The organism is Nocardia sp. NBC_01377 (genome assembly GCF_045040005.1).
In the GTDB taxonomy this organism is placed as follows: Bacteria; Actinomycetota; Actinomycetes; order Mycobacteriales; family Mycobacteriaceae; genus Nocardia; species Nocardia noduli.
Genome location: NZ_CP109566.1, coordinates 6,900,629 through 6,919,821, shown reverse-complemented (window position 1 = coordinate 6,919,821; position 19,193 = coordinate 6,900,629). Strand labels below are relative to the sequence as shown.

Annotated in this window: 20 protein-coding genes and 1 riboswitch; of the genes, 10 read left to right on the top strand and 10 right to left on the bottom strand. The window is 66.9% G+C overall.

All coding sequences use genetic code 11. The features are described 5' to 3' along the window. Nucleotides 1–23 precede the first annotated feature (23 nt). Complete coding sequence (locus tag OG225_RS31930) at nt 24–1,172, top strand: GTP-binding protein (protein ID WP_405178567.1); 1,149 nt, start codon at nt 24–26, stop codon at nt 1,170–1,172. Nucleotides 1,173–1,241: 69 nt separating this feature from the next. On the opposite strand, the gene OG225_RS31925 is transcribed toward OG225_RS31930, so the two are convergent. From OG225_RS31925 to OG225_RS31910, 4 genes are all read right to left on the bottom strand, one after another. After that, on the bottom strand, nt 1,242–1,505 hold the full coding sequence (locus OG225_RS31925; RefSeq protein WP_405178566.1) for a hypothetical protein: 264 nt from the start codon (nt 1,503–1,505) through the stop codon (nt 1,242–1,244). A gap of 33 nt (nt 1,506–1,538) precedes the next feature. After that, nucleotides 1,539–2,453 (bottom strand): hypothetical protein, encoded by a 915-nt coding sequence (locus tag OG225_RS31920; protein WP_405178565.1) that lies wholly within the window; start codon nt 2,451–2,453, stop codon nt 1,539–1,541. Between the two features lie 85 nt (nt 2,454–2,538). Next, entirely contained in the window at nt 2,539–3,162 is a 624-nt protein-coding gene (locus OG225_RS31915; protein ID WP_216917039.1) for an NAD(P)-dependent oxidoreductase, read from the bottom strand. A 130-nt stretch (nt 3,163–3,292) separates the two neighbouring features. Next, nucleotides 3,293–4,495, bottom strand: coding sequence for an epoxide hydrolase family protein (locus OG225_RS31910; protein WP_405178564.1), 1,203 nt, complete (start codon nt 4,493–4,495; stop codon nt 3,293–3,295). A gap of 88 nt (nt 4,496–4,583) precedes the next feature. Between OG225_RS31910 and OG225_RS31905 the strand changes: the two genes are divergently transcribed. Continuing rightward, nucleotides 4,584–5,240: a TetR/AcrR family transcriptional regulator gene (locus tag OG225_RS31905; RefSeq protein WP_405178563.1), complete on the top strand. Its 657-nt coding sequence runs from the start codon at nt 4,584–4,586 to the stop codon at nt 5,238–5,240. A 215-nt stretch (nt 5,241–5,455) separates the two neighbouring features. After that, entirely contained in the window at nt 5,456–5,863 is a 408-nt protein-coding gene (locus tag OG225_RS31900) for a VOC family protein (protein WP_216917036.1), read from the top strand. Nucleotides 5,864–5,871: 8 nt separating this feature from the next. Here the strand turns inward: OG225_RS31900 and OG225_RS31895 are convergent, their stop codons facing one another. Both OG225_RS31895 and OG225_RS31890 read right to left on the bottom strand, forming a co-directional pair. Continuing rightward, entirely contained in the window at nt 5,872–6,675 is an 804-nt protein-coding gene (locus tag OG225_RS31895; protein WP_405178562.1) for a thioesterase family protein, read from the bottom strand. 278 nt (nt 6,676–6,953) lie between these two features. After that, complete coding sequence (locus OG225_RS31890; RefSeq protein ID WP_405178561.1) at nt 6,954–8,198, bottom strand: KasA/KasB family beta-ketoacyl-ACP synthase; 1,245 nt, start codon at nt 8,196–8,198, stop codon at nt 6,954–6,956. A gap of 39 nt (nt 8,199–8,237) precedes the next feature. Between OG225_RS31890 and OG225_RS31885 the strand changes: the two genes are divergently transcribed. Then, on the top strand, nt 8,238–8,795 hold the full coding sequence (locus tag OG225_RS31885; protein WP_405178560.1) for a TetR family transcriptional regulator: 558 nt from the start codon (nt 8,238–8,240) through the stop codon (nt 8,793–8,795). A gap of 221 nt (nt 8,796–9,016) precedes the next feature. Here the strand turns inward: OG225_RS31885 and thiC are convergent, their stop codons facing one another. Then, nucleotides 9,017–10,645 carry a phosphomethylpyrimidine synthase ThiC gene (thiC, locus tag OG225_RS31880; RefSeq protein ID WP_405178559.1) on the bottom strand — a complete coding sequence of 543 codons (1,629 nt, stop codon included), beginning with the start codon at nt 10,643–10,645 and terminating at the stop codon, nt 9,017–9,019. Further along, a riboswitch (TPP riboswitch) is annotated at nt 10,633–10,758 on the bottom strand. It overlaps the preceding gene by 13 nt. Before the next feature lie 127 nt (nt 10,759–10,885). On the opposite strand from thiC, the gene OG225_RS31875 reads away from it, so the two are divergent. Next, nucleotides 10,886–11,998 (top strand): hypothetical protein, encoded by a 1,113-nt coding sequence (locus OG225_RS31875; protein ID WP_405178558.1) that lies wholly within the window; start codon nt 10,886–10,888, stop codon nt 11,996–11,998. 27 nt (nt 11,999–12,025) lie between these two features. Here the strand turns inward: OG225_RS31875 and OG225_RS31870 are convergent, their stop codons facing one another. The 3 genes from OG225_RS31870 to OG225_RS31860 form a co-directional block, all read right to left on the bottom strand. Further along, nucleotides 12,026–12,841, bottom strand: a complete 816-nt coding sequence (locus tag OG225_RS31870) for an exodeoxyribonuclease III (protein WP_405178557.1) — start codon at nt 12,839–12,841, stop codon at nt 12,026–12,028. Nucleotides 12,842–12,917: 76 nt separating this feature from the next. Then, nucleotides 12,918–13,838 carry a GNAT family N-acetyltransferase gene (locus OG225_RS31865; protein WP_405183434.1) on the bottom strand — a complete coding sequence of 307 codons (921 nt, stop codon included), beginning with the start codon at nt 13,836–13,838 and terminating at the stop codon, nt 12,918–12,920. A gap of 64 nt (nt 13,839–13,902) precedes the next feature. Next, complete coding sequence (locus OG225_RS31860; RefSeq protein ID WP_405178556.1) at nt 13,903–14,493, bottom strand: peptide deformylase; 591 nt, start codon at nt 14,491–14,493, stop codon at nt 13,903–13,905. A 183-nt stretch (nt 14,494–14,676) separates the two neighbouring features. Between OG225_RS31860 and OG225_RS31855 the strand changes: the two genes are divergently transcribed. From OG225_RS31855 to OG225_RS31835, 5 genes are all read left to right on the top strand, one after another. Next, nucleotides 14,677–15,033: a DUF3263 domain-containing protein gene (locus tag OG225_RS31855; RefSeq protein ID WP_216917338.1), complete on the top strand. Its 357-nt coding sequence runs from the start codon at nt 14,677–14,679 to the stop codon at nt 15,031–15,033. A 58-nt stretch (nt 15,034–15,091) separates the two neighbouring features. Then, entirely contained in the window at nt 15,092–15,721 is a 630-nt protein-coding gene (locus OG225_RS31850; RefSeq protein ID WP_405178555.1) for a LytR C-terminal domain-containing protein, read from the top strand. Between the two features lie 130 nt (nt 15,722–15,851). Next, nucleotides 15,852–16,538 (top strand): superoxide dismutase[Cu-Zn], encoded by a 687-nt coding sequence (gene sodC, locus OG225_RS31845; protein WP_405178554.1) that lies wholly within the window; start codon nt 15,852–15,854, stop codon nt 16,536–16,538. Nucleotides 16,539–16,550: 12 nt separating this feature from the next. Beyond that, complete coding sequence (locus tag OG225_RS31840) at nt 16,551–17,696, top strand: glutamate--cysteine ligase (protein ID WP_405178553.1); 1,146 nt, start codon at nt 16,551–16,553, stop codon at nt 17,694–17,696. A 146-nt stretch (nt 17,697–17,842) separates the two neighbouring features. Then, nucleotides 17,843–19,129 carry a DUF5933 domain-containing protein gene (locus OG225_RS31835; RefSeq protein WP_405183433.1) on the top strand — a complete coding sequence of 429 codons (1,287 nt, stop codon included), beginning with the start codon at nt 17,843–17,845 and terminating at the stop codon, nt 19,127–19,129. Nucleotides 19,130–19,193: the final 64 nt, after the last annotated feature.

Sequence of the window (19,193 nt, the reverse complement as noted above, 5' to 3'; positions counted from 1 at the left end):
ATGACAATCGTTATCATTAAATCGTGACCGTAACCCCGCGAACCGAACCGCTGCCCGTGACCGTGCTCTCCGGATTCCTCGGCGCGGGCAAGACGACACTGCTCGGGCACATCCTCGCCAACCGCGACGGCCGCCGGATCGCGGTCATCGTGAACGATATGAGCGAGGTCAATATCGATGCCGCTCTCATCGCGGGGCACGGGCATCTCGACCGGACCGAGGAGAAATTGCTCGAACTCAGCAACGGATGTATCTGCTGCACGCTGCGCGAGGACCTGATCGAGGCGGTGGGAAGGCTGGCAGGTGAGGGGCGGTTCGACCACCTGGTCATCGAATCCACCGGAATCTCCGAACCCATGCCGGTGGCGGCCACCTTCGAATGGGAATTCGAGGGCGGCTCCCGACTCGGCGACATCGCCCGGCTCGACACCATGGTGACCGTGGTCGACGCCTCGACTTTCCTCGTCGAAGTAGCGCGCGGACAAGCTCTCGCCGACCGGAATCTCGAAGCGGCACAGGGCGATACCCGCACCATCGCCGACCTGCTGATCGATCAGGTGGAATTCGCCGACGTGCTCGTGCTCAACAAAACCGATCTGGTGAGCGTCACCGCCGCGGGCACCGTCGAGGCCACCCTGCGCCGTCTCAACCCGCGTGCGCGAATCCTGCGCGCGGTCGGCAGCGTGGTGGATCTGGATCAGGTGCTCGACACCGGCCGCTACAACCCGGTCGTCGCCGCGGAATCCGACGGGTGGGCAGAGGAATTGGCGGGCGGCCACCTCCCCGAGACCGAGGAATTCGGCATCGGCGGCCTCACCTACACCGCGGTGCGCCCCTTCCATCCGCAGCGTCTCGCCGACGCGCTGCACCAGCTGCGGGGAATGTTGCGCAGCAAGGGTTTCTGCTGGCTCGCCAGCCGCCCCGGTTTCGCCGCCGTCTGGTCCCAGGCCGGCCCCAACCTCACCTTCGAACCGGCCGCGTGGTGGTCGTCACTGGAAGTACCCGCCGGACAGGAGATTGTCTTCATCGGCGTACGTATCGACCGTGACGAGGTCCGCGCCCTACTGGACGGAGCCCTGCTCACCGACCAGGAATTCGCGCGCGGCACCACGGAGTGGATCACCTACGCCGACCCCTTCCCCGTGTGGGTCGACCTTCACGAACAAGGCTGACTGGCATCACCGCGTCGAAGCGGTGTTCGTCCGCGATCCGCTCGACGTCGTTCGTCCGGTCCCGGACACTCAGACGAACAGTTCGCTCGCATCGGTCGCGGTCAGCGCGTGGACCAGCCACACTTCAAGTTGTTCGAGGTCTGTGCTCTCGGAGAGCCGAGAGTGCTGAGTGGTGGAAAGCTCGACGCCACGTTCGGTGAGCACTATCAGTACTGAACGCACTGCCTGCTCGGTCCGCCCCCGTTCGAGGCCTTGTGCGAGGCCTTCAGCCAGAGCTTGGGCGCGCAGCCGTTGTGCGGATTCTGAACGAAAGAACGACAGATCGGTGGCCATTTCGTCCCTCGATGATTTGTGCGCGTCCGGGGCTCAGTCGAACAGTTCGTTCGCGCGGGCCGCGGTGAGCGCTTGGACGAGCCATTTGTCGAGCTGGTCGAGGTCGGTGGTCTCGGTGAGGCGAGTGCGCTGCGCGGTGGAGAGTTCGATGCCACGGCCGGTGAGTACGGTCAGCACCGCGTGGGCGGCCTGTTCGGCCCGGCCTTGTTCGAGCCCTTGTTCGAGCCCTTGTTCGAGCCCTTGTTCGCGGCCTTGGGCGCGCAGCCGTTGTGCGGATTCCGAACGGAAGAACGACAGATCGGTGGCCATTTTGTCCCTCCACAGCTGGGCGGCGTCGGTGTGCGATATTCCCTGTTCGATGAGTTCGGCGTAGAACCCGGTTTCGTCGTCGTGGCCCCGACGGTGGAAGGCCGCGATGATCGCCTCTAGTATCGCACCGATCTCGGGTTCCCTGGCATGGGTTATCGCCGACAGTGTAGCGAGCGGCAAGTCATCGATTATCTCCGCCGGATCGGTGACGGCGGGAACGTTGTGTGGGCCGAGGACCAGTGGTTGAAGGGTGAAGCTTGTCCAGTCTCGGTATGTGACGCGCAGCGGTCTACTCGCCCAGGTTGCGGTCTGTTTGTCGTGGCAGACCACTACCAATACGACCGGCAGTTCATATTTGTTGTGCAGGAAGGTCACGTAGTAGGACCATGCGGCGACTCGGGTGGAATCGGTACGCGATTGCGCCTCGACCACGAGCAGGAATGTGTCGTGCTCGGTCGTGATCCGCAGAACCGTGTCGGCCCGCCGTTCGACCGGGGAGGTCTCGGTCAGGTCGACCGAGACCTGTTGCACGGCAATGGGGTCGGGGAAGGGGAGATCCAGGATGTGGAAGGCGTGGGCGAACGCGGCCGGGTTATGGGTGAAGATCCCGTGCATCGCTTCGTGCGACGAACTGATCATGCACGAAGACTATCAATGATCGAACCTTTGTTCGAGTCGGACAAATACCCTGTCTCGGACGAAATGACCTGAATCGGAAGCGATTTCAGTTCGAGATGCCCGGTGTCCGGTGGACGTAGGCCGTATCGGTCAGTTGTTCGAGCAGGAAATCCGCGATGTCGGCGCGGGAGATCTTCAGCGCCAGACCTTTCGCGTCGGCGCGGACGTCGCGGTGGAAGGCGGCGGTGCGGGGGCCGTCGGTGAAGGCGCTGGGGCGGACGATGGTCCACTCCAGGTCGCTGGCGCGTACGTAATCCTCTTGTGCGCCATGGTCGTTGTAGGCCTTGCGCAGCAGAATTCCGAAGAAGACGTACTTCCAGAGGAAGTCGAGATTCTCCCTGCTGTCGCCGACGCCGAGACTGCTCTGGCAGATCAGCCGTTTCACCCCGGTCCGCCGCATCGCCTCGACGACGGCCTTCGTGCCGCCGAACCGGACCAGCCCTTTCCTGCCGTCGCCGAGTGCGACGATCACCGCGTCCTGACCCTGCACCGCCCGCTGCGCCGCCACGCTGTCGAAGACGTCGCCCTCCACCACGTGCAGCCGATCGTGGCGCCGGGTGATCCGCGCGGCGTCGCGGGTGAAAGCCGTCACCTCGTGGCCCTGTTCCAGTGCTTGCTCCACCACGAGCCGACCGACGCTACCGGTGGCTCCGAAGACCGCGATTCTCATGATTTCTCCCGATATCTCGAAACTGTTGTGCTGTAGGTGAATCCAGTACAACAGCGGCCGGGGGCGGGAACCATGGTCCGGCGTCTCGCGCGCATACGCGAGTGTCCAGGCCCCGCCGCGGCCCTGCGCGCTACCGGTTGTCGACGGTGTGGAGGCGGGCGCTGTCCGTGGTCGGCGCCGGGGAGAACTCCTGGATGACCTGCGCGAAGAACCCGCGGATATCACCGACGAGCACGTCGGGCGCCTCGTGCGCGGCGTAGTGTCCCCCCGCGTCGTTGGCCCCACCGGTGGCGTGGCCGAGGTCGTAGGAGTTCCAGCTGACGATATTGTGGTGATCGCGTTCGGCGAATCTGCGGATGGACTGGAAATCGCCCGTGAACATGGCGAGGCCGATGGGGGTCGTGGTCGGTTCGACGGGGGACTCGGCGGTGTGGGCGTCCTCGTAGTAGAACCGGATCGAGGAACCCGCGGTGCCTGTCAGCCAGTAGATCGCCACATTCCCGATGACGAAATCCGAGTCGAGACTGGTTCCGAGCAGCTGCGCGTTCCAGCCGAGCAGGCCGACGGGGGAGTCCGCCAGCGCGAAGGCCAGGGTCTGTGGCTGCTGGCTGTGCAGGGTATTGAAGGCCATCTTGTTCTCGTGGAACCACTGGAGGTGGGCGAGCGCCGCCATATCGTCGGCGGACAGGCCCTCGAATTCGGCCGGATCGCCCGAGGGGAACGAATACAGCTGCGTCACATGGACTCCCAGCAGACGTTCCGGTGCGAGACGGGCCATTTCGGGAGCGATCATCGAGCCCGCGTCGTTGCCGATCGCGCCGAACTCCTCGTATCCGAGCCGCGACATCAACTCCAGCCACGCGCGCGCCGTCCTGCCCCGGTTCCAACCGGTGCCGCGGGTGGGACCGGAGAATCCGAATCCGGGCAGGGAGGGAACGACCACGTGGAACGCGGGCGCGTCGGCCGACTCGGGTTCGGTCAGCGGCGTGATGACGTCCAGGAATTCGAGGATGCTGCCGGGCCACCCGTGGGTCAGGATCGCGGGCACCGCGTCCGATCTGGACGACCTGATGTGCAGGAAGTGGATGTCCTCGCCGTCGATCTCGGTCGTGAACTGCGGCAGCGCGTTCAATCGCGCCTCCAGCGCCCGCCAATCGAACCGCTCGAGCCAGTACTCGGCGAGCGTGCGCACCCGCTCGTTCGGTACGCCGTAGGCATCGCCGACGCCGGGCAGTTCGTCGGGCCACAGTGCCCGGCGCAGGCGATCGGCGAGGTCGTCGAGCCGGGACTGCGGGATGTCGATGACGAAGGGTCGCACGGCGTTCGAGGACATCTGCTTCTCCTGTTTGGAACGGAATGTTTTGTTCTGTTCAAATCCTATCAGAACGGATCATTCCGTTTCAAGTGGTAATCTGGAACCCATGGCGAAGACCACCGATTCCCCGGTTCGACCAGCCCTTTCCGGGCGCAAGGCACAGGCGGCCCGCAACGACGGGATCATCCTCGCGGCCGCCCGCGAAGTCTTCCTGTCCGATGCGGGCGCCCCTATCGCCGCCGTCGCCGAACGCGCGGGTGTCGGGATCAGCGCGCTGTACCGGCGCTATCCGAGCAAGGAGGTGCTGTTGCGCACGCTCTGCGAAGACGGGCTGCGCCGCTACAACGCCGAGGGGGACGCCGCGCTGGAGGAGTCGGACGGCTGGAAGGCGCTGGTCGGCTTCCTCGAACGAGTGGTCGACGCCGACGTCCACTCGCTGGCCGTACATCTGGCGGGCACCTTCACCCCCGACGAATCCCTGCTGCCCGAGGTCGTGCACTCCGGCGAGGTGAACGACGAGTTGGTGCGACGCGCGCACGCCACGGGGAAATTGCGGCCCGAGGTGAACTCCCTCGATCTCGGCCTGGTCCTCGACGCCTGCGCCGCGATCACCGTCCCCGACCCGGTGCGCACAGCCCAGCTGCGCAGACGAACCCTGGCGATACTCGTCGCCGGGCTCGCGGCGGACGGTGTCGAACTGCCCGGTCCGGCTCCGGTCGCGGGCGAATTCGCGTGGCGCTGGGAGCGTCGCGCCGATATCTGAGCGCCGAATGGCGAGGTTGTCGCGGTAGGGCAGGCACCACCGCCGAGCCGGACGTGCGGATTCACAGGGCGCGGATCGGCATCAGCGGACGGGAATTGATCGGGCGCAAAGGGGGCCGTGACAACCCGTCCCGCGATAACCTTTGCCGCGTTCCTCGGCGTGCCCGAGATGATCGCGACGCACGCTCACCGTCCCGGTAACGCAAAGGGCTGACTATGAACTGGACACTCGAGGTCGTCATCGTGCCCGTGTCGGATATCGACCGCGCCAAACGGTTCTACGCCGAGAAACTCGGCTTCGCGGTCGACCACGACACCGTCATCGGCGACGACATCCGCATCGTGCAACTGACCCCGCCGGGTTCGGGCTGTTCCGTCGTCATCGGCAAGGGCGCGGTTCCGGCGATGGAACCGGGGTCGGTCCAGGGGCTGCAACTCGTCGTTCCCGATATCCGGCAGGCACGCGAGGAACTCCTCGCGCGCGGTCTCGACGTCGGCGAGGTGCAGGTGGTCGGTGAGAACCCGAGGCCGATGCCGCACCCGCTCGACAATGTCGGGTTCCTGTTCTTCACCGACCCCGACGGCAACGGCTGGGCCATCCAGCAGATTTCCGACCGCGCCTGAGATTCGGGTCAGCGCGGCCCGATCAGCAGGGTCTGGGTGCCACGCCCCAGCGGTCCCTTCTCGTCGAACAGCACCGATTCGGCGAGGCCGATGCCGTGCGGCTGCGGGTAGGTGACCGCGTCGAGGCAGACCCATTCGCCGACCGGCTGACGGTGCAGGGTCACCGTCAGATCGGTGTTGATGAACAGGAACCGATCCCAGTCGAGTACCGCGCTCACACCGTTCCCCGAATCGGCGGCCGCGAGCGTGCGCTCCAGCGGACTCGGCGTGGTCCCGGCGACGATCGGGTATTTCAGCCGGATCCAGCAGATCGCCGGACCGGCTTCGGCGAATGAGCCTGTTACGAAACGGTATTCGATTCCGGCGTGGAATCCGATCGCCTGCGTCGACGGGAACGGCGCGGGCTCCGGTGCGTGATCGGGACCGGGACGCGCGCCGGTGGGCAGGATGGTCTCGGGTAGATCGAGTTCGGGATCGGCGAGTTTGAATCGCCAGGCGTTCGCGGTCATCACCGGACCACGCTCGCTGGACAGCGTCGCCTGGATCAATTCGACGCTGCGTCCGGCCCTGGCCACCCGGGTCTCGACGGTGAGCGGCTCGAGCGGCACCGGACCGAGAATCTCCACCGCGACCCGGCCGACCTGGAACCCCGCACGCGGTTCGCAGCGTTCGATGGCGTGTCCGAGCAGCGCCGAGGGCGGACCCGCGTGCTGGGCGTCGGGGGACCACGGCCCGCGCGTCAGTTCGGTGGAGAGAAATCGTCGCGGATCCTCGGGATCGGGCAGGTAGAAGGCATCGCTCACGGTCGTCATCCGTCCCTCGGACCGGTGGGGCCGGTCGGCGGATTTGTCGGTCGATTCTCGATTCTGCTACGACGCGGCAATGCCGTTTCTGCGGCCCCACCGCCCCGTCCCGTCGTGCGCGACTTGCCCGTCGCCCGGGGTATGCCCCCGCGCCCTGCGCCGCCGCGCCCTGCACTGCGCCGCTCCGCCACACAGTGGGGGGCGCTGCGCGACACGGGCGCGCGCACCGCTCCGCCCCGCCCCGCTTCGCACCGCCGCAAGGCCGGACGCTGCCTGCTTTCTGCCGCCTATGCCGCCCCGAACGCGAGGGCGACATTGTGTCCACCGAAGCCGAAGGAATTGTTCAGCGCGTAGTCGATTCGTTGGGTGCGCGCCGCTCCCGTGACGATATCCAACTCGATCGCAGGGTCGAGATTGTCCAGATTCAGTGTGGGCGGGACGATTCCATCGCGCACCGTCAGCAGGGTGAGTACCGATTCCAGGGCGCCGACGGCCCCGATCGAATGTCCCAGTGCGGATTTGGGGGCGTAGACCGAGGCGTCCGGTGTCACCGAGGTGATCGCCTCGGCCTCCGACGCGTCGCCGATCGAGGTCGACGTGGCGTGCGCGTTCACATGCTGGATATCCGAATCCTGCAGTCCAGCAGTCTGTATCGCCTTGCGCATGGCCCGTGCCGCGCCGAGGCCGCCCGGTTCGGAGGCGACGATGTGATAGGCATCGGAGGTGATGCCCGCGCCCAAGATCCGGCCGTGGGTCCGCGCGCCCCTGGCCGTGGCGTGGGTTTCGGATTCCAGGACCAGCAACGCGCCCGCCTCGCCGAAGACGAAACCGTCGCGGTCGCGGTCGAACGGTCGCGAGGCGCGTTCCGGCTCGTCGTTGCGGGTGCTCATGGCGCGCATCATGGCGAAACTCGCGATCGGCACGGCGTGGATATGGCCTTCCACACCGCCCGCCACCACCACGTCCGCCTCCCCGGTGCTGATGAGCCGCCAGCCGTGCGCGATGGCCTCAGAACCGGAGGAACATGCCGAGACCGGTGCGAAAACCCCTGCCTTCGCGCCGATTTCGAGTCCCACCGTGGCGGCAGGGCCGTTGGGCATCACCATCGGCACCGACATCGGCGACACCTTGCGGTACCCGCCTCGGCGCATCGCGTCCACCGCGTCGATCAACGCGTCGGCTCCGCCGAGTCCGGTGCCGATCGCCACCGCGAGGCGCTCGCCCGCGACCTCGGGGGTGTCGGCCCGCTGCCAGACCTCGCGGCCGAGGACCAGCGCCAACTGCTCCACATAGGACAGCCGCCGCTGCTCGATTCTGGTCAACCGGTCGCCCGGACGTGACCGCAGCTTCGCGCCGATCCGCACCGGCAGGTCGTATTCGGTGACGAAGTCGTCGTCGAGCCGTCGGATGCCGGTGCGGCCCCGCAGCAGTTCCGACCAGGTCGTATCGGCGTCCTCGGCCAGCGAGGTGGTCGCGGCGTATCCGGTGACGACCACCGAAGGGCGAGTTTCTGAAGCGATCGTTACAGTCACGCTGATATGAATACCTGTAGCACTCGCTACAGTCAACCCATGGCCCGCCCACTCGACCACGCCAAACGCGCCGAACTGCTGCACGGCGTCGTCGAATACATCGCAGCCAACGGACTCGCCGAACTGTCGCTGCGCCCGCTGGCGGCCGCGCTCGGGACCAGTTCGCGCATGCTGATCTACTACTTCGACACCAAGGAAGAACTGCTGGTCCAGGCTCTGGCCACCCAGCGTCCCGATATCGGCGCGCTATTCGCCGACGTCGACGACGCGACGGCACTGCGCGCCAGGCTGACCGCCTTCTTCGATTCGAGCACATCCGGCGACGGGTCGACCAGCGTGCGAGTACTGCTCCAAGTGCTGGGCGCGGCGTGCGCGCCGGACAGCCCGTACGCGCACTACGCCGTGGAGGCGATCGGCGCCTTCGTCACGTCGCTGTCGGCGGCTCTGCGGCGCATCGGGACCATCGATGATCCGGAAGCTGTTGCGACCCTGTTGATTTCCGGGTTGCGCGGGGTGATTCAGGATCGGCTGATCACCGGCGACGTCGAGCGCACCACGCGCGCGGCGCGGCGTTCGATCGAACAGAACATCCGCTGATGTGCGCGGGACGTCCGGCGCGTGAGGTCACCGCATCGGCAGATCCGTCGCGGACACCGCAACTCCCCGCTGTCCTGCCCCCTGCGCAGGGCGGCGATGCGATGTCCGCGACGGTCGCCGCCGGGTAATCCCGCTGCCGGGGGCGAGACGGAGTACCCGGCATCCGTATTTCCGGGTAACGAGCGACACCCGGAAATACGAAACCGTGGACAGCCGTGGTATCAGGAGACCACGGGCAGATACACCTTCTTGCCCGCATCGGCGAATTCCGCCGATTTTTCGGCCATTCCCGCCTCGATGGCCTGCACATCGGTCAGACCCTCGCGTGCGGCGTACTCCCTGACATCGGCCGAGATGCGCATCGAGCAGAACTTGGGCCCGCACATGGAACAGAAATGCGCGGTCTTGGCCGGTTCGGCGGGCATCGTCTCGTCGTGGTACTCGCGTGCGGTGTCCGGGTCCAGCGATAACGCGAACTGGTCACGCCAGCGGAATTCGAAACGCGCCTTGGACAATTCGTTGTCCCGGTCCTGGGCGTGCGGGTGACCCTTGGCGAGATCGGCGGCGTGAGCGGCGATCTTGTAGGTGATCACGCCGACCTTCACATCGTCGCGGTTGGGCAGACCGAGATGTTCCTTCGGGGTCACGTAGCAGAGCATGGCGGTGCCCGCCTGGGCGATGATCGCGGCGCCGATGGCCGAGGTGATGTGGTCGTAGGCGGGCGCGATATCGGTGGCGAGCGGCCCGAGGGTGTAGAACGGGGCCTCCTCGCACAGTTCCTCCTCCAGCCGCACGTTCTCCACGATTTTGTGCATCGGCACGTGGCCGGGACCTTCGATCATCACCTGGACACCGAAGGATTTCGCGATCTTGGTAAGTTCGCCGAGGGTGCGCAGTTCGGCGAACTGGGCCTCGTCGTTGGCGTCGGCGATCGAGCCGGGACGCAGCCCGTCACCGAGGGAGAAGGTGACGTCGTATTTCGCCAGGATTTCGCACAGTTCGGCGAAGTTGGTGTAAAGGAACGATTCCCGGTGATGGGCCAGGCACCACGCGGCCATGATCGACCCGCCGCGCGAGACGATGCCGGTGACCCGTTTGGCCGTGAGCGGGACGTAGCGCAACAGCACACCGGCGTGCACGGTCATGTAGTCCACGCCCTGCTCGCACTGTTCGATGACGGTATCGCGGTAGATCTCCCAAGTGAGCGCGGTCGGATCGCCGTTCACCTTCTCCAGCGCCTGGTAGATCGGCACGGTGCCGACCGGGACCGGGGAATTGCGCAGAATCCACTCCCGGGTCTCGTGGATGTTCTTGCCCGTGGACAGATCCATGATGGTGTCGGCGCCCCAGCGCGTGGCCCACACCATCTTCTCGACCTCCTCGGCGATCGAGGAGGAGACGGCGGAATTGCCGATATTGGCGTTGATCTTGACCAGGAATTTCTTGCCGATGATCGTCGGCTCGAGTTCGGGGTGCTTGTGATTGGCCGGGATGACCGCCCGTCCGGCGGCGACCTCCTCGCGCACCAGCTCCGGCGTCACGCCCTCGCGCTCGGCGATGAAAAGCATCTCGGGGGTGACGATTCCTCGGCGAGCCCAGGCCAGCTGGGTCGGCGGACCGTCGACCCGCGGTTTCTCCCAGCCGTCGCGCAGCGCGGGTAGACCTGCTTCCAGATCGATGGTGGCCGCGGTGTCGGTGTACGGGCCGGAGGTGTCGTAGACGTCGAAGGTCTCACCATTGGTGAGGTTGATCCGGCGAACCGGAATGCGCAGGTCATCGACCTGGCGATAGTGTTTGACGCTGCCTTCGACAGGACCGGTGGTCACGGTGTCGACAGGTGTGCTCGTCATGTTTCTCCCTACGCCGGCATTACCCGGTCAGGTTCATACGGTCGACGGCCCTGACGCTCCGTGGAGCTAGCCGTCCTCTCAGCCCGCTGGTGCGAGCCCCCGTTGGCGATATGCGATTTTCCCCGGCCAACCATACCCGCCCGCCCGACGCCGCTCCCGGTGATCCGCATACCGGAGGTGATGGTCGCGATACGGTCGCGGGCACTGACGACCGGCGTCGCGGGGATTAGGTTGTGGGGCATGCAATCCGAGTTGCCGACGCTGGATGTTCTGTGGGGTCGCACCCTTGTGGTCCAAGTGGTGCAGGATCCGGAGGGTTCGGGGCAGCTAGGTGAGTTGGTCGGCGGTCGGGTCACCTTCGACATGGGGCTGGCGGAGAACTGGTTCACGCTGGTGCGATACGTGGACGGGACCGCCGTGCTGTTCGGGCAGGGACGTGACGACCACTACGTCGCGCCCGCCGAACCGCAGGATCTGCTCGCGGGCGCGCCGCCGTGGGTGCCGATCGCCGATCTCACGCCGCTGATGCTCGACGAGGTGATCGATTTCGTGCGCTGGTGGGACGGCACGGCGTGGCGGCACTCCGCACAGCTGGAATTGTTGCGCGTGGAGTACGAGACGGCGGTGGCGCTCTATCCGCTGCTCGAATTACAGCAACTGATAGGACTTTTCGCGGAATCGCTGCACGGCGTGACCCGTGCCGAGATTGCCGCGCTGTTCGCGGCGGCGGAGACGAGATCGGTGACGCCGGAACTTGTTTCGGTGCTCGAACCCGAATTATGCGATCCGGTATACGATTTCCTCGCGCGCGGCGGTGTCGTCGCCGGGTCGGCTCCGGTGGCGGAGGAACTTCCCGTCGCGGGAACCGGACCGCGGTGGCGTCGCAGGCTCAGTCCGGTCGACCATCGCAGGCAACTCGTCGCCGCGATGGTCGAGGCGCCCGAGAAGCCGCGCCCCGTTCCGCCAGAGAGTCCGGAACTCATCGATATGGTCGCCCGTATCCGGGTGCTGTACGAGGAGTACGGGCATATCGACTTCGCGTTCCGGGTCGGTCGCGGCATCGGGGTCGGCGTGCCGCGCAACGCGCGCAAGATTCCGACCGGGTTGCGGCGGCTGCGCGATACCGAGACCGGTGAGCACGGCCGATGGCTGTTCATCCGCTTCGCCATCGACGGCGCCGAGGTCCGGGTGGAACGCGCCTACGACCACTGGCCGGACTGGTTCCCGCGCAGCCCCTACGACAACGATCCGGACCGAGGCGATCTCGTGGAGGAACTCGCCAACCGCGGCGTCGACGCGCAACCGACCTGGGCCGCGCTGGCCGCCGACGAATTCGCCTACGTCACGGTGTGAGCCGGGGCGGGTGCCACGCGCTCCCGGTCAGTCGCGGAATTCGGCGATGACCGGGGCGTGGTCGCTCGCGCCCTTGCCCTTGCGCTCGTCCCGGTCGACCAGCGCGTCCTCGGCCCTGCCCGCCAGTTCGGGTGAGGCAAGGACGAAATCGATGCGCATACCTTCCTTACGGGGGAAACGCAGCTGGGTGTAGTCCCAGTAGGTGTAGACGCCGGGGCCGGGTGCGAAGGGCCGCATGACATCGGCGAAACCGGTGTCGACGACGGCCTCGAAGGCCTCGCGTTCGGGCGGGGAGGTGTGGGTCTTGCCCTGGAAGAAATCGGTCGACCACACATCGTCGTCGGTCGGCGCGATATTCCAGTCGCCGACGAGTGCGATCCTGGCCTTCGGGTCCTCGGTCAGCCACGCCTGTCCGCTCGCGCGCAACGCGGCGAGCCATTCCAGTTTGTAGGTGTAATGCGGGTCTTCCAGTGCCCGGCCGTTCGGTACGTACAGGCTCCACACGCGCACGCCACCGCAGGTTGCGCCGAGTGCGCGGGATTCGACGACGGGCGTGCTGATCAGGGATTCGCCCGCGTCCTTGTCGAAACCGGGCTGACCGGGAAAGGCGTATTCGACATCGTCGAGCCCGATCCGGGAGGCGATGGCCACGCCGTTCCACTGGTTGACGCCGAGGTGGGCGACCTCGTACCCGAGTTCGTCGAACCGCTCGAACGGGAACTGGTCGTCGCGGCATTTGGTTTCCTGCATCGCGAGCACGTCGATGTCCTGGCGGTCGAGGAATTGCACCACCCGATCGATACGGGAACGGATCGAGTTGACGTTCCAAGTCGCGAGACGCACGAAATGCCTTCCTTCACAATGGGCCCACAGGACCGCACGGCCTACAGGTTCTTTTCTACGCTCTTTCGCGCGGCTGTCACGACGGGGGAGCGGCGTAACGGTAGCTGTGATGGTCGAGGAAACCCATGTCGCGGTAGAGCGCCATCGCGCCGACATTGTCCGCGGTGACCTGGAGATAGGCGTGGGTCGCGCCACGGCCGTGCCCCCAGCGGATCAATTCCGCGCAGATCAGGGAACCGAGCCCGTGCCTGCGGTGCTCGGCCGCGACCGTGAGACAGCTCAGCCCGATCCAGCGGCGTCCGTCGGGGGCGGCGGTCAACGCGCCGCGTCCGATCGCGATCGGTGCGGGGACGCCGAGCGAGGCGAAGCCGAGTTCACCGTCGTGCACGGAGGTCAGCACCTCGCGGATCGACGCCGAATCCGGCTGATCCGTGGGGGTTTCACCCTGAGACCGGTACATCGACAGCCACGCGTCATCGGGCGCGGACGCGAACCGCACCATCGGCGGACCCTGCGGCAGCACGAAATTCTCGATATCGAGGCCGAGGACCACCGTCTCGCGTTCGATCGGCCAGCCGGGTGGGGCCGTGGCGAGACGATCGGGCAGCGCGAGGCGCAACGGCAGGTTGCGCAGGGTGTACCAGTCGTCGATGCGCAGCAGGGTCTCGGTGGTGAGATCGGCGGGTACGCCGTGCTGCCCCAGCGGCACAGCGGAATTCGCGCGGTAGGTGTACTCGTTCCCGGCGCGCGCCAGCCAGCCGTCGATCCACTCGTACTCCATGCCCGGCCAGCCGAACGCGGCCGCGGCTTCGAGCGCGCGGATCTCGCCGATGCGAATGGGTCTCGGACCCAGGGCTTTGAGCGCGACGACCCGGTCGTCGGTGACCGACACCAGTCGGCCGTCGGCGGCGCGGACCGTCGGCGGGTCGAGCCCGACCAGTTCGCCGATCACATCGGTGAGCGATTGCGGTTGACCCGAGGGCAGCCGGTACCGCATGACCACCCGCCGTCCGATCGCTACTTCCCGTTCGGGGGCCACGGAGTGCTCCGTGTGCGCGGGCTCAGTGGTCATGCCCGAACGGGTCGGGCACGGTGCCCGGAATCCAGCTCAGCCCGGGGACGCCCCAGCCGTTGCGTTTGATCGCCTTCTTCGCCGCGCGGGCGTTGCGCCCGATCAGCACGTCCACGTACAGGAATCCGTCGAGATGGCCGACCTCGTGCTGCAACATCCGCGCGAAGAAGCCCTTGCCCTCGAGTTCCACCGGATCGCCGTGCTCGTCGGTGCCGGTGACCCTGGCCCATTCGGCGCGCCCGGTCGGGAACTGCTCGCCGGGAACCGACAGGCAGCCTTCCTCGTCGTCGTCGGGGTCGGGCATGGTCTCGGGGATCTCGGAAGTCTCCAGCACCGGATTGACCACGGCGCCCTTACGCCGTGCCGGTGTGCCGTCCTCGCCGATGTCGGGACAGTCGTAGACGAACACGCGCAGCGGTACACCGACCTGGTTGGCCGCGAGCCCGACGCCGTTGGAAGCCTCCAGCGTCTCGTACATATCCGCGACCAGTTCGGCCAGTTCCTCCGGGGTTTGGGTGACTCGCGCCGTGGGGTTGTGCAGCACGGGGTCACCGACGATCACGATGGGGAGGATTGCCATGGGCGATAAGCCTACTGGGTGCCCATCCGGCCGTTACCGCGTGTCGACCGGCCGCGACACACCGCTACTCCCGGGTAAACAACACGCCGGGAACTGGGCTGAGACGCCCCTCGGTCCCGTGGTTCAATGTTTCGCGACGTACAGCACCATTTTCCTCTGGTGGTCACTCGGCGAGGGAGCAGGATGGACGGCGCAGCGGCACGGGATCTTCCCGGGAGCCAGGACGGCCCTTCCGTGAGCGGGGATGCGCAGGCCGCGGCGGCAGGCGCTCCGGCGGCGGAGGAGGAAGGCGGCCTCAGCCGCCGTGAACACGACATCTTGGCCTTCGAACGGCAGTGGTGGAAGTACGCGGGCGCGAAGGAAGAGGCCATCAGGGAGCTGTTCGGCATGTCGCCGACCCGCTACTACCAGGTTCTCAACGCCGTCGTCGATCGGCCCGAGGCGCTCGCCGTGGACCCGATGCTGGTGAAGCGGTTGCGCCGCCTGCGGGCGAGCAGGCAGAAGGCCAGGGCCGCCCGGCGTCTCGGTTTCCAGGTATGACCCGACTCGGCGGCGCGATGCCGACCTCGGAACCCGATGTGGGACTAGGGTCGACACCGTGAGCTACCCCAATCCCACCTCCGGCGGGCCACCGTTGCGCGCGCTGGCGATGGTGTTGATCGCTTTGGCCATCGTCTTCGCGGGTCTCGGCGCGATGTCGCTGTCGAGTTCGGAGGCCGACGACTCGACCGTCGCCGAGTCGACCGACGCCACCGGCGCGGCGCCGACCACGACGGCGGCACGCGTCACCACCACCGCCGCGACCGCGGCGTCCACGACGACGACGGAGACGACCACCGCAACCACGACCACCGCAACCACGACCACCGCAACCACGACCACCGCAACCACGACCACCGCAACCACGACCACCCAGGCCACGACCTCCGCGCCGCCGCCCGCCGCGACGGTGGATCGCGCGGTGCCGGTGCGTGTGCTGAACAACAGCGTGGTCGCGGGGCTGGCCTCGCGGACCGCGAGTCAGTTGCAGGCCGACGGCTGGACCAATGTGTCCTCCGGTAACTACGCCAACGGCAATATCGCGAAAACCACCGTGTACTACGGGGATTCACCCGGGGAACGGGAAGCCGCGCTGGCGATCGCGCAGCAGTTGGGCGCGCCCGCCGAACCGAAGTCCGCCGGTGTCGATCAGGGTGTCGGTGTGGTCGTCATTCTGGCGGGTAACTGACGTTCGAGTGCTGCGAGCCACACGGCCCTGTCACGGTGTGACACGGCGGGCGTGGCATCATCTTGTCCGGTAACGAACGTTGTCCACCCAGCTTTACTCGTAAACTCGGTACTCGTAAAGGAGTTCCCCGATGGCCCCGTCCACAACTCGTCGCCCGTCCTGGCGGACTGTGACCCCGGTGCTTGCGGTCGCGGTCTTCGGCCTCGCTGCCTGTTCTAACAGCCAGGAGTCGAGTGATGTCAAGGGAACGACCCCGCCCGTGTGGACGGGAGCGGCCGCTCCGCCGTCCGCCGATTTCGGCGAGCAGCACGGCAGTGATTCGACGAATCCGGGCGCCAAGGTGGATCTGAAGGATCCTTCGGGTAAATCGGTCGCCACCGCCACGATCACCGCCTCCGGCGACCACCTCCAGGTGCAGGTCGAGGCGAACGGACTGCGGCCGGGCTTCCACGGTCTGCATATCCACAGTGTCGGCAAATGCGAGGCGAATTCGGTCGCCCCGACCGGCGGCGGTGCGGGCGATTTCCTCTCCGCGGGCGGTCACCTCCAGGTCGGCAGCGCGAACTCGCATCCGGCCAGCGGCGACCTCACCTCCCTCGAGGTGCGTTCGGACGGTATGGGCACCCTGGTGACCACGACCGACTCGGTGACCCTCGCCGACATCAAGGGCAAGGCGCTGATAGTCCACGCCGACGCCGACAACTTCGGCAATATCCCCAACCGCTATGTCCGTGCCGACGGTATCGCGGGCCCGGACGACACCACGCTCGCGACAGGGGACGCGGGCGGCCGCGTCGCTTGCGGCGTCATCGCTTAGACAAGGTGCGAGATGGCCAGGGCAAGAGTTGAACAGGTTCCCTTCACCGGCTCGCCCCGGCCGACCATCGGCATCGAATGGGAGATCGCGCTCGTCGACAAGGTGACGCGCGATCTGTCCAACACCGCCTCCGCCGTATTCGACGAGGTCGGCGATCTGCGGTCCTGGGACGGAAAACCGCAGGTCACCAAGGAATTGCTACGCAACACCGTCGAACTCGTCACCGGTGTGCACGACACCGTCGGCGCGGCGGTGGAGGATCTGCACGGCACGATGGACGCCGTGCGCCGCGCCGCCGACCCGCTCGGCGTCGACCTGTTCTGCGCGGGTACCCACCCCTTCGCGCAGTGGTCCGCGCAGCAGCTGACCCGCTCCGAGCACTACGACGAACTGATCGAGCGCACCCAGTGGTGGGGTCGCCAGATGATGATCTGGGGCGTCCACGTGCACGTCGGCGTCTCGCACCGGGACAAGGTCCTGCCGATCCTGAACTCGCTGCTGCTCGCCTATCCGCATCTGCTCGCGCTGTCGGCGTCCTCGCCCATGTGGGCGGGCGCGGACACCGGATACGCCAGCAATCGCACGCTGATGTTCCAGCAGTTGCCGACCGCGGGCCTGCCGTTCCAGTTCGAGAACTGGACCCAGTTCGAGCATTTCGTGCACGACCAGTTCAAGACCGGCGTCTTCGAACAGCTCGGCGGCATGCACTGGGATATCCGGCCGGCGCCCAAATGGGGCACCATCGAGGTGCGTATCTGCGACGGCACCTCGACCAGGGCCGAACTGGCGGCTCTGGCCTCGTTCATCCACTGCCTGATCGTCGATCTCGACCAGCGGGTGGAGAACGGCGAGGAGTTGCCGACGCTGCCGCCGTGGCATGTGCAGGAGAACAAATGGCGAGCCGCGCGATACGGGCTCGACGCGATCGTCATCGTGGATTCCGACAGTAATGAGCGTTTGGTCACAGACGACCTCACCGAAATCCTGAACAGGCTCGAACCGACCGCGAAGCGGCTCGGTTGCGCCGACGAATTGGCGCTGGTGGCCGAGATCCCGGTGCACGGGGCCTCGTACCAGCGTCAGCGCAAGGTGGCCGCGGCGGCGCAAGGTGACCTGGTCGCGGTGGTCGACGCCCTGGTGCGAGAGCTCGATCAGTAGCTCGCCGGACCGCGTCGGTCGGCTTCTGTTCAGATCGGGAGGGGGATTGCGTTCATCCCCCGTTTACGATGGTCGACGTGCTTGTCGAGGACCCGGGTTCCAGCGTAGGAAATTCGGCGCGGCGGATATCCGCACCCGCGGCCCGGATCTGGGCCGTGGCGGCGGTATCCGGCGTCGTCGTGCTGCTGATCGCGTTGCAGATCGCCGCGGCCGGGCAGGGGTTCGAGGGACCGCTGGCCAGCCTGTGGAAGGACTACGCGGGCACCCCCAAGTCCATGTCGGTGCCGTGGGCCGGACTGGTACTGGCCCTGGTCGGCCTCTCGACCAAGCGCCGGGTCGTCGCGTTGAGCGTCGCCGTCGCCATCGACCTGATCGGTGCGGGTGCGCGGCTGCTCGCGGGTGATCCGCCGACGGTCGGCAATGGTGCCGTCATCGTGCTCACCGCGATCGCGGTGACCGCGTTCGTGCGCTGGAGCGGGGTCGAACGGCGCAACGCGCTCGGCGCCGCCGCGCTGGGCGCGCTGCTGATCCTGGCCACCAAGGTCGGCGATGTCTGGTTGCACGTCACCGTGGTGACGCGACCGGAGGTGTTCGATCACTACGTGATGCTGGCCGATCACGCCCTCGGCGATCCGTCGTGGCTGATGGGCAGGGTCGTCGACGCGCTCGGCCCCGGCGTGTACGTGGTCTTGCACTGGGTCTACATCGAATTGCCCGTCGCGGCCATCGTGGTCGCGGTGTGGCAGCTGCGCCGGGTCGTGCCGACCGGACAGTGGCCGACCCACTATCTGGTGCGGACCTTCCTCGTCCTCGGACTGCTCGGTCCGATCGTCTACCTGCTGTTCCCCGTCGTCGGTCCGATGTTCGCCTTCGGCGCCGACGGCCACGGCCTGCAACTGGGCAACTACTGGCCGAATGTGGTGCCGCCCATCGACAGGAACCCGTCGGCGATGCCCTTCGACACCGTGACGCCGCGCAATTGCATGCCGTCCATGCACACCGCGTGGGCGCTGTCGGTCTTCCTGCACACCCGCCGCGATATCGACGGCGGTCGCGCCCCCGCGTGGCTGCGCTGGGGCGGCGCGTTCTGGCTGGTCGCCACCCTCACCGCGACGCTCGGTTTCGGCTACCACTACGGCGTCGACCTGGTCGCGGGCGCGATCCTGTGCCTGACCGTCGAATCGGTACTGCGGGAACCCGAACGCGGCTGGGGCTGGTTCCGCGTCCGCCTGGTCGCCGCCGGTGTCGGCGTCCTCGCGACCCTGCTGCTGTCCTACCGCTACCTGGCCGTCCCCATGGCCGAATATCCGGCGCTGGCGGGCACCATCATCCTCGCCCTGCTCGCCGGTTTCGCCGCCGCTTTCCACGCCACCTGGTTCGCCACCCACCGCGACGGGATCTCCGCGCGAATCAGCCCCGAACCCGTCGGCTGAGCCGTTCGCCCGGCGTCCGTTCGATGGGTGCGTGGAACTCGACATCGCCGCGAAGGTGCCGGAT

Bases quoted from the DNA above. Each gene is read 5' to 3' on its own strand.
- OG225_RS31905 (WP_405178563.1), top strand. From the start codon at position 4,584: ATGGCGAAGACCACCGATTCCCCGGTTCGACCAGCCCTTTCCGGGCGC.
- OG225_RS31860 (WP_405178556.1), bottom strand. From the start codon at position 14,493: ATGGCAATCCTCCCCATCGTGATCGTCGGTGACCCCGTGCTGCACAAC.
- OG225_RS31895 (WP_405178562.1), bottom strand. From the start codon at position 6,675: ATGACGACCGTGAGCGATGCCTTCTACCTGCCCGATCCCGAGGATCCG.
- OG225_RS31840 (WP_405178553.1), top strand. From the start codon at position 16,551: ATGGCCAGGGCAAGAGTTGAACAGGTTCCCTTCACCGGCTCGCCCCGG.
- OG225_RS31920 (WP_405178565.1), bottom strand. From the start codon at position 2,453: ATGATCAGTTCGTCGCACGAAGCGATGCACGGGATCTTCACCCATAAC.
- OG225_RS31885 (WP_405178560.1), top strand. From the start codon at position 8,238: ATGGCCCGCCCACTCGACCACGCCAAACGCGCCGAACTGCTGCACGGC.
- sodC (WP_405178554.1), top strand. From the start codon at position 15,852: ATGGCCCCGTCCACAACTCGTCGCCCGTCCTGGCGGACTGTGACCCCG.
- OG225_RS31875 (WP_405178558.1), top strand. From the start codon at position 10,886: ATGCAATCCGAGTTGCCGACGCTGGATGTTCTGTGGGGTCGCACCCTT.
- OG225_RS31910 (WP_405178564.1), bottom strand. From the start codon at position 4,495: ATGTCCTCGAACGCCGTGCGACCCTTCGTCATCGACATCCCGCAGTCC.
- OG225_RS31925 (WP_405178566.1), bottom strand. From the start codon at position 1,505: ATGGCCACCGATCTGTCGTTCTTTCGTTCAGAATCCGCACAACGGCTG.
- thiC (WP_405178559.1), bottom strand. From the start codon at position 10,645: ATGACGAGCACACCTGTCGACACCGTGACCACCGGTCCTGTCGAAGGC.
- OG225_RS31865 (WP_405183434.1), bottom strand. From the start codon at position 13,838: ATGCGGTACCGGCTGCCCTCGGGTCAACCGCAATCGCTCACCGATGTG.
- OG225_RS31900 (WP_216917036.1), top strand. From the start codon at position 5,456: ATGAACTGGACACTCGAGGTCGTCATCGTGCCCGTGTCGGATATCGAC.
- OG225_RS31915 (WP_216917039.1), bottom strand. From the start codon at position 3,162: ATGAGAATCGCGGTCTTCGGAGCCACCGGTAGCGTCGGTCGGCTCGTG.
- OG225_RS31855 (WP_216917338.1), top strand. From the start codon at position 14,677: ATGGACGGCGCAGCGGCACGGGATCTTCCCGGGAGCCAGGACGGCCCT.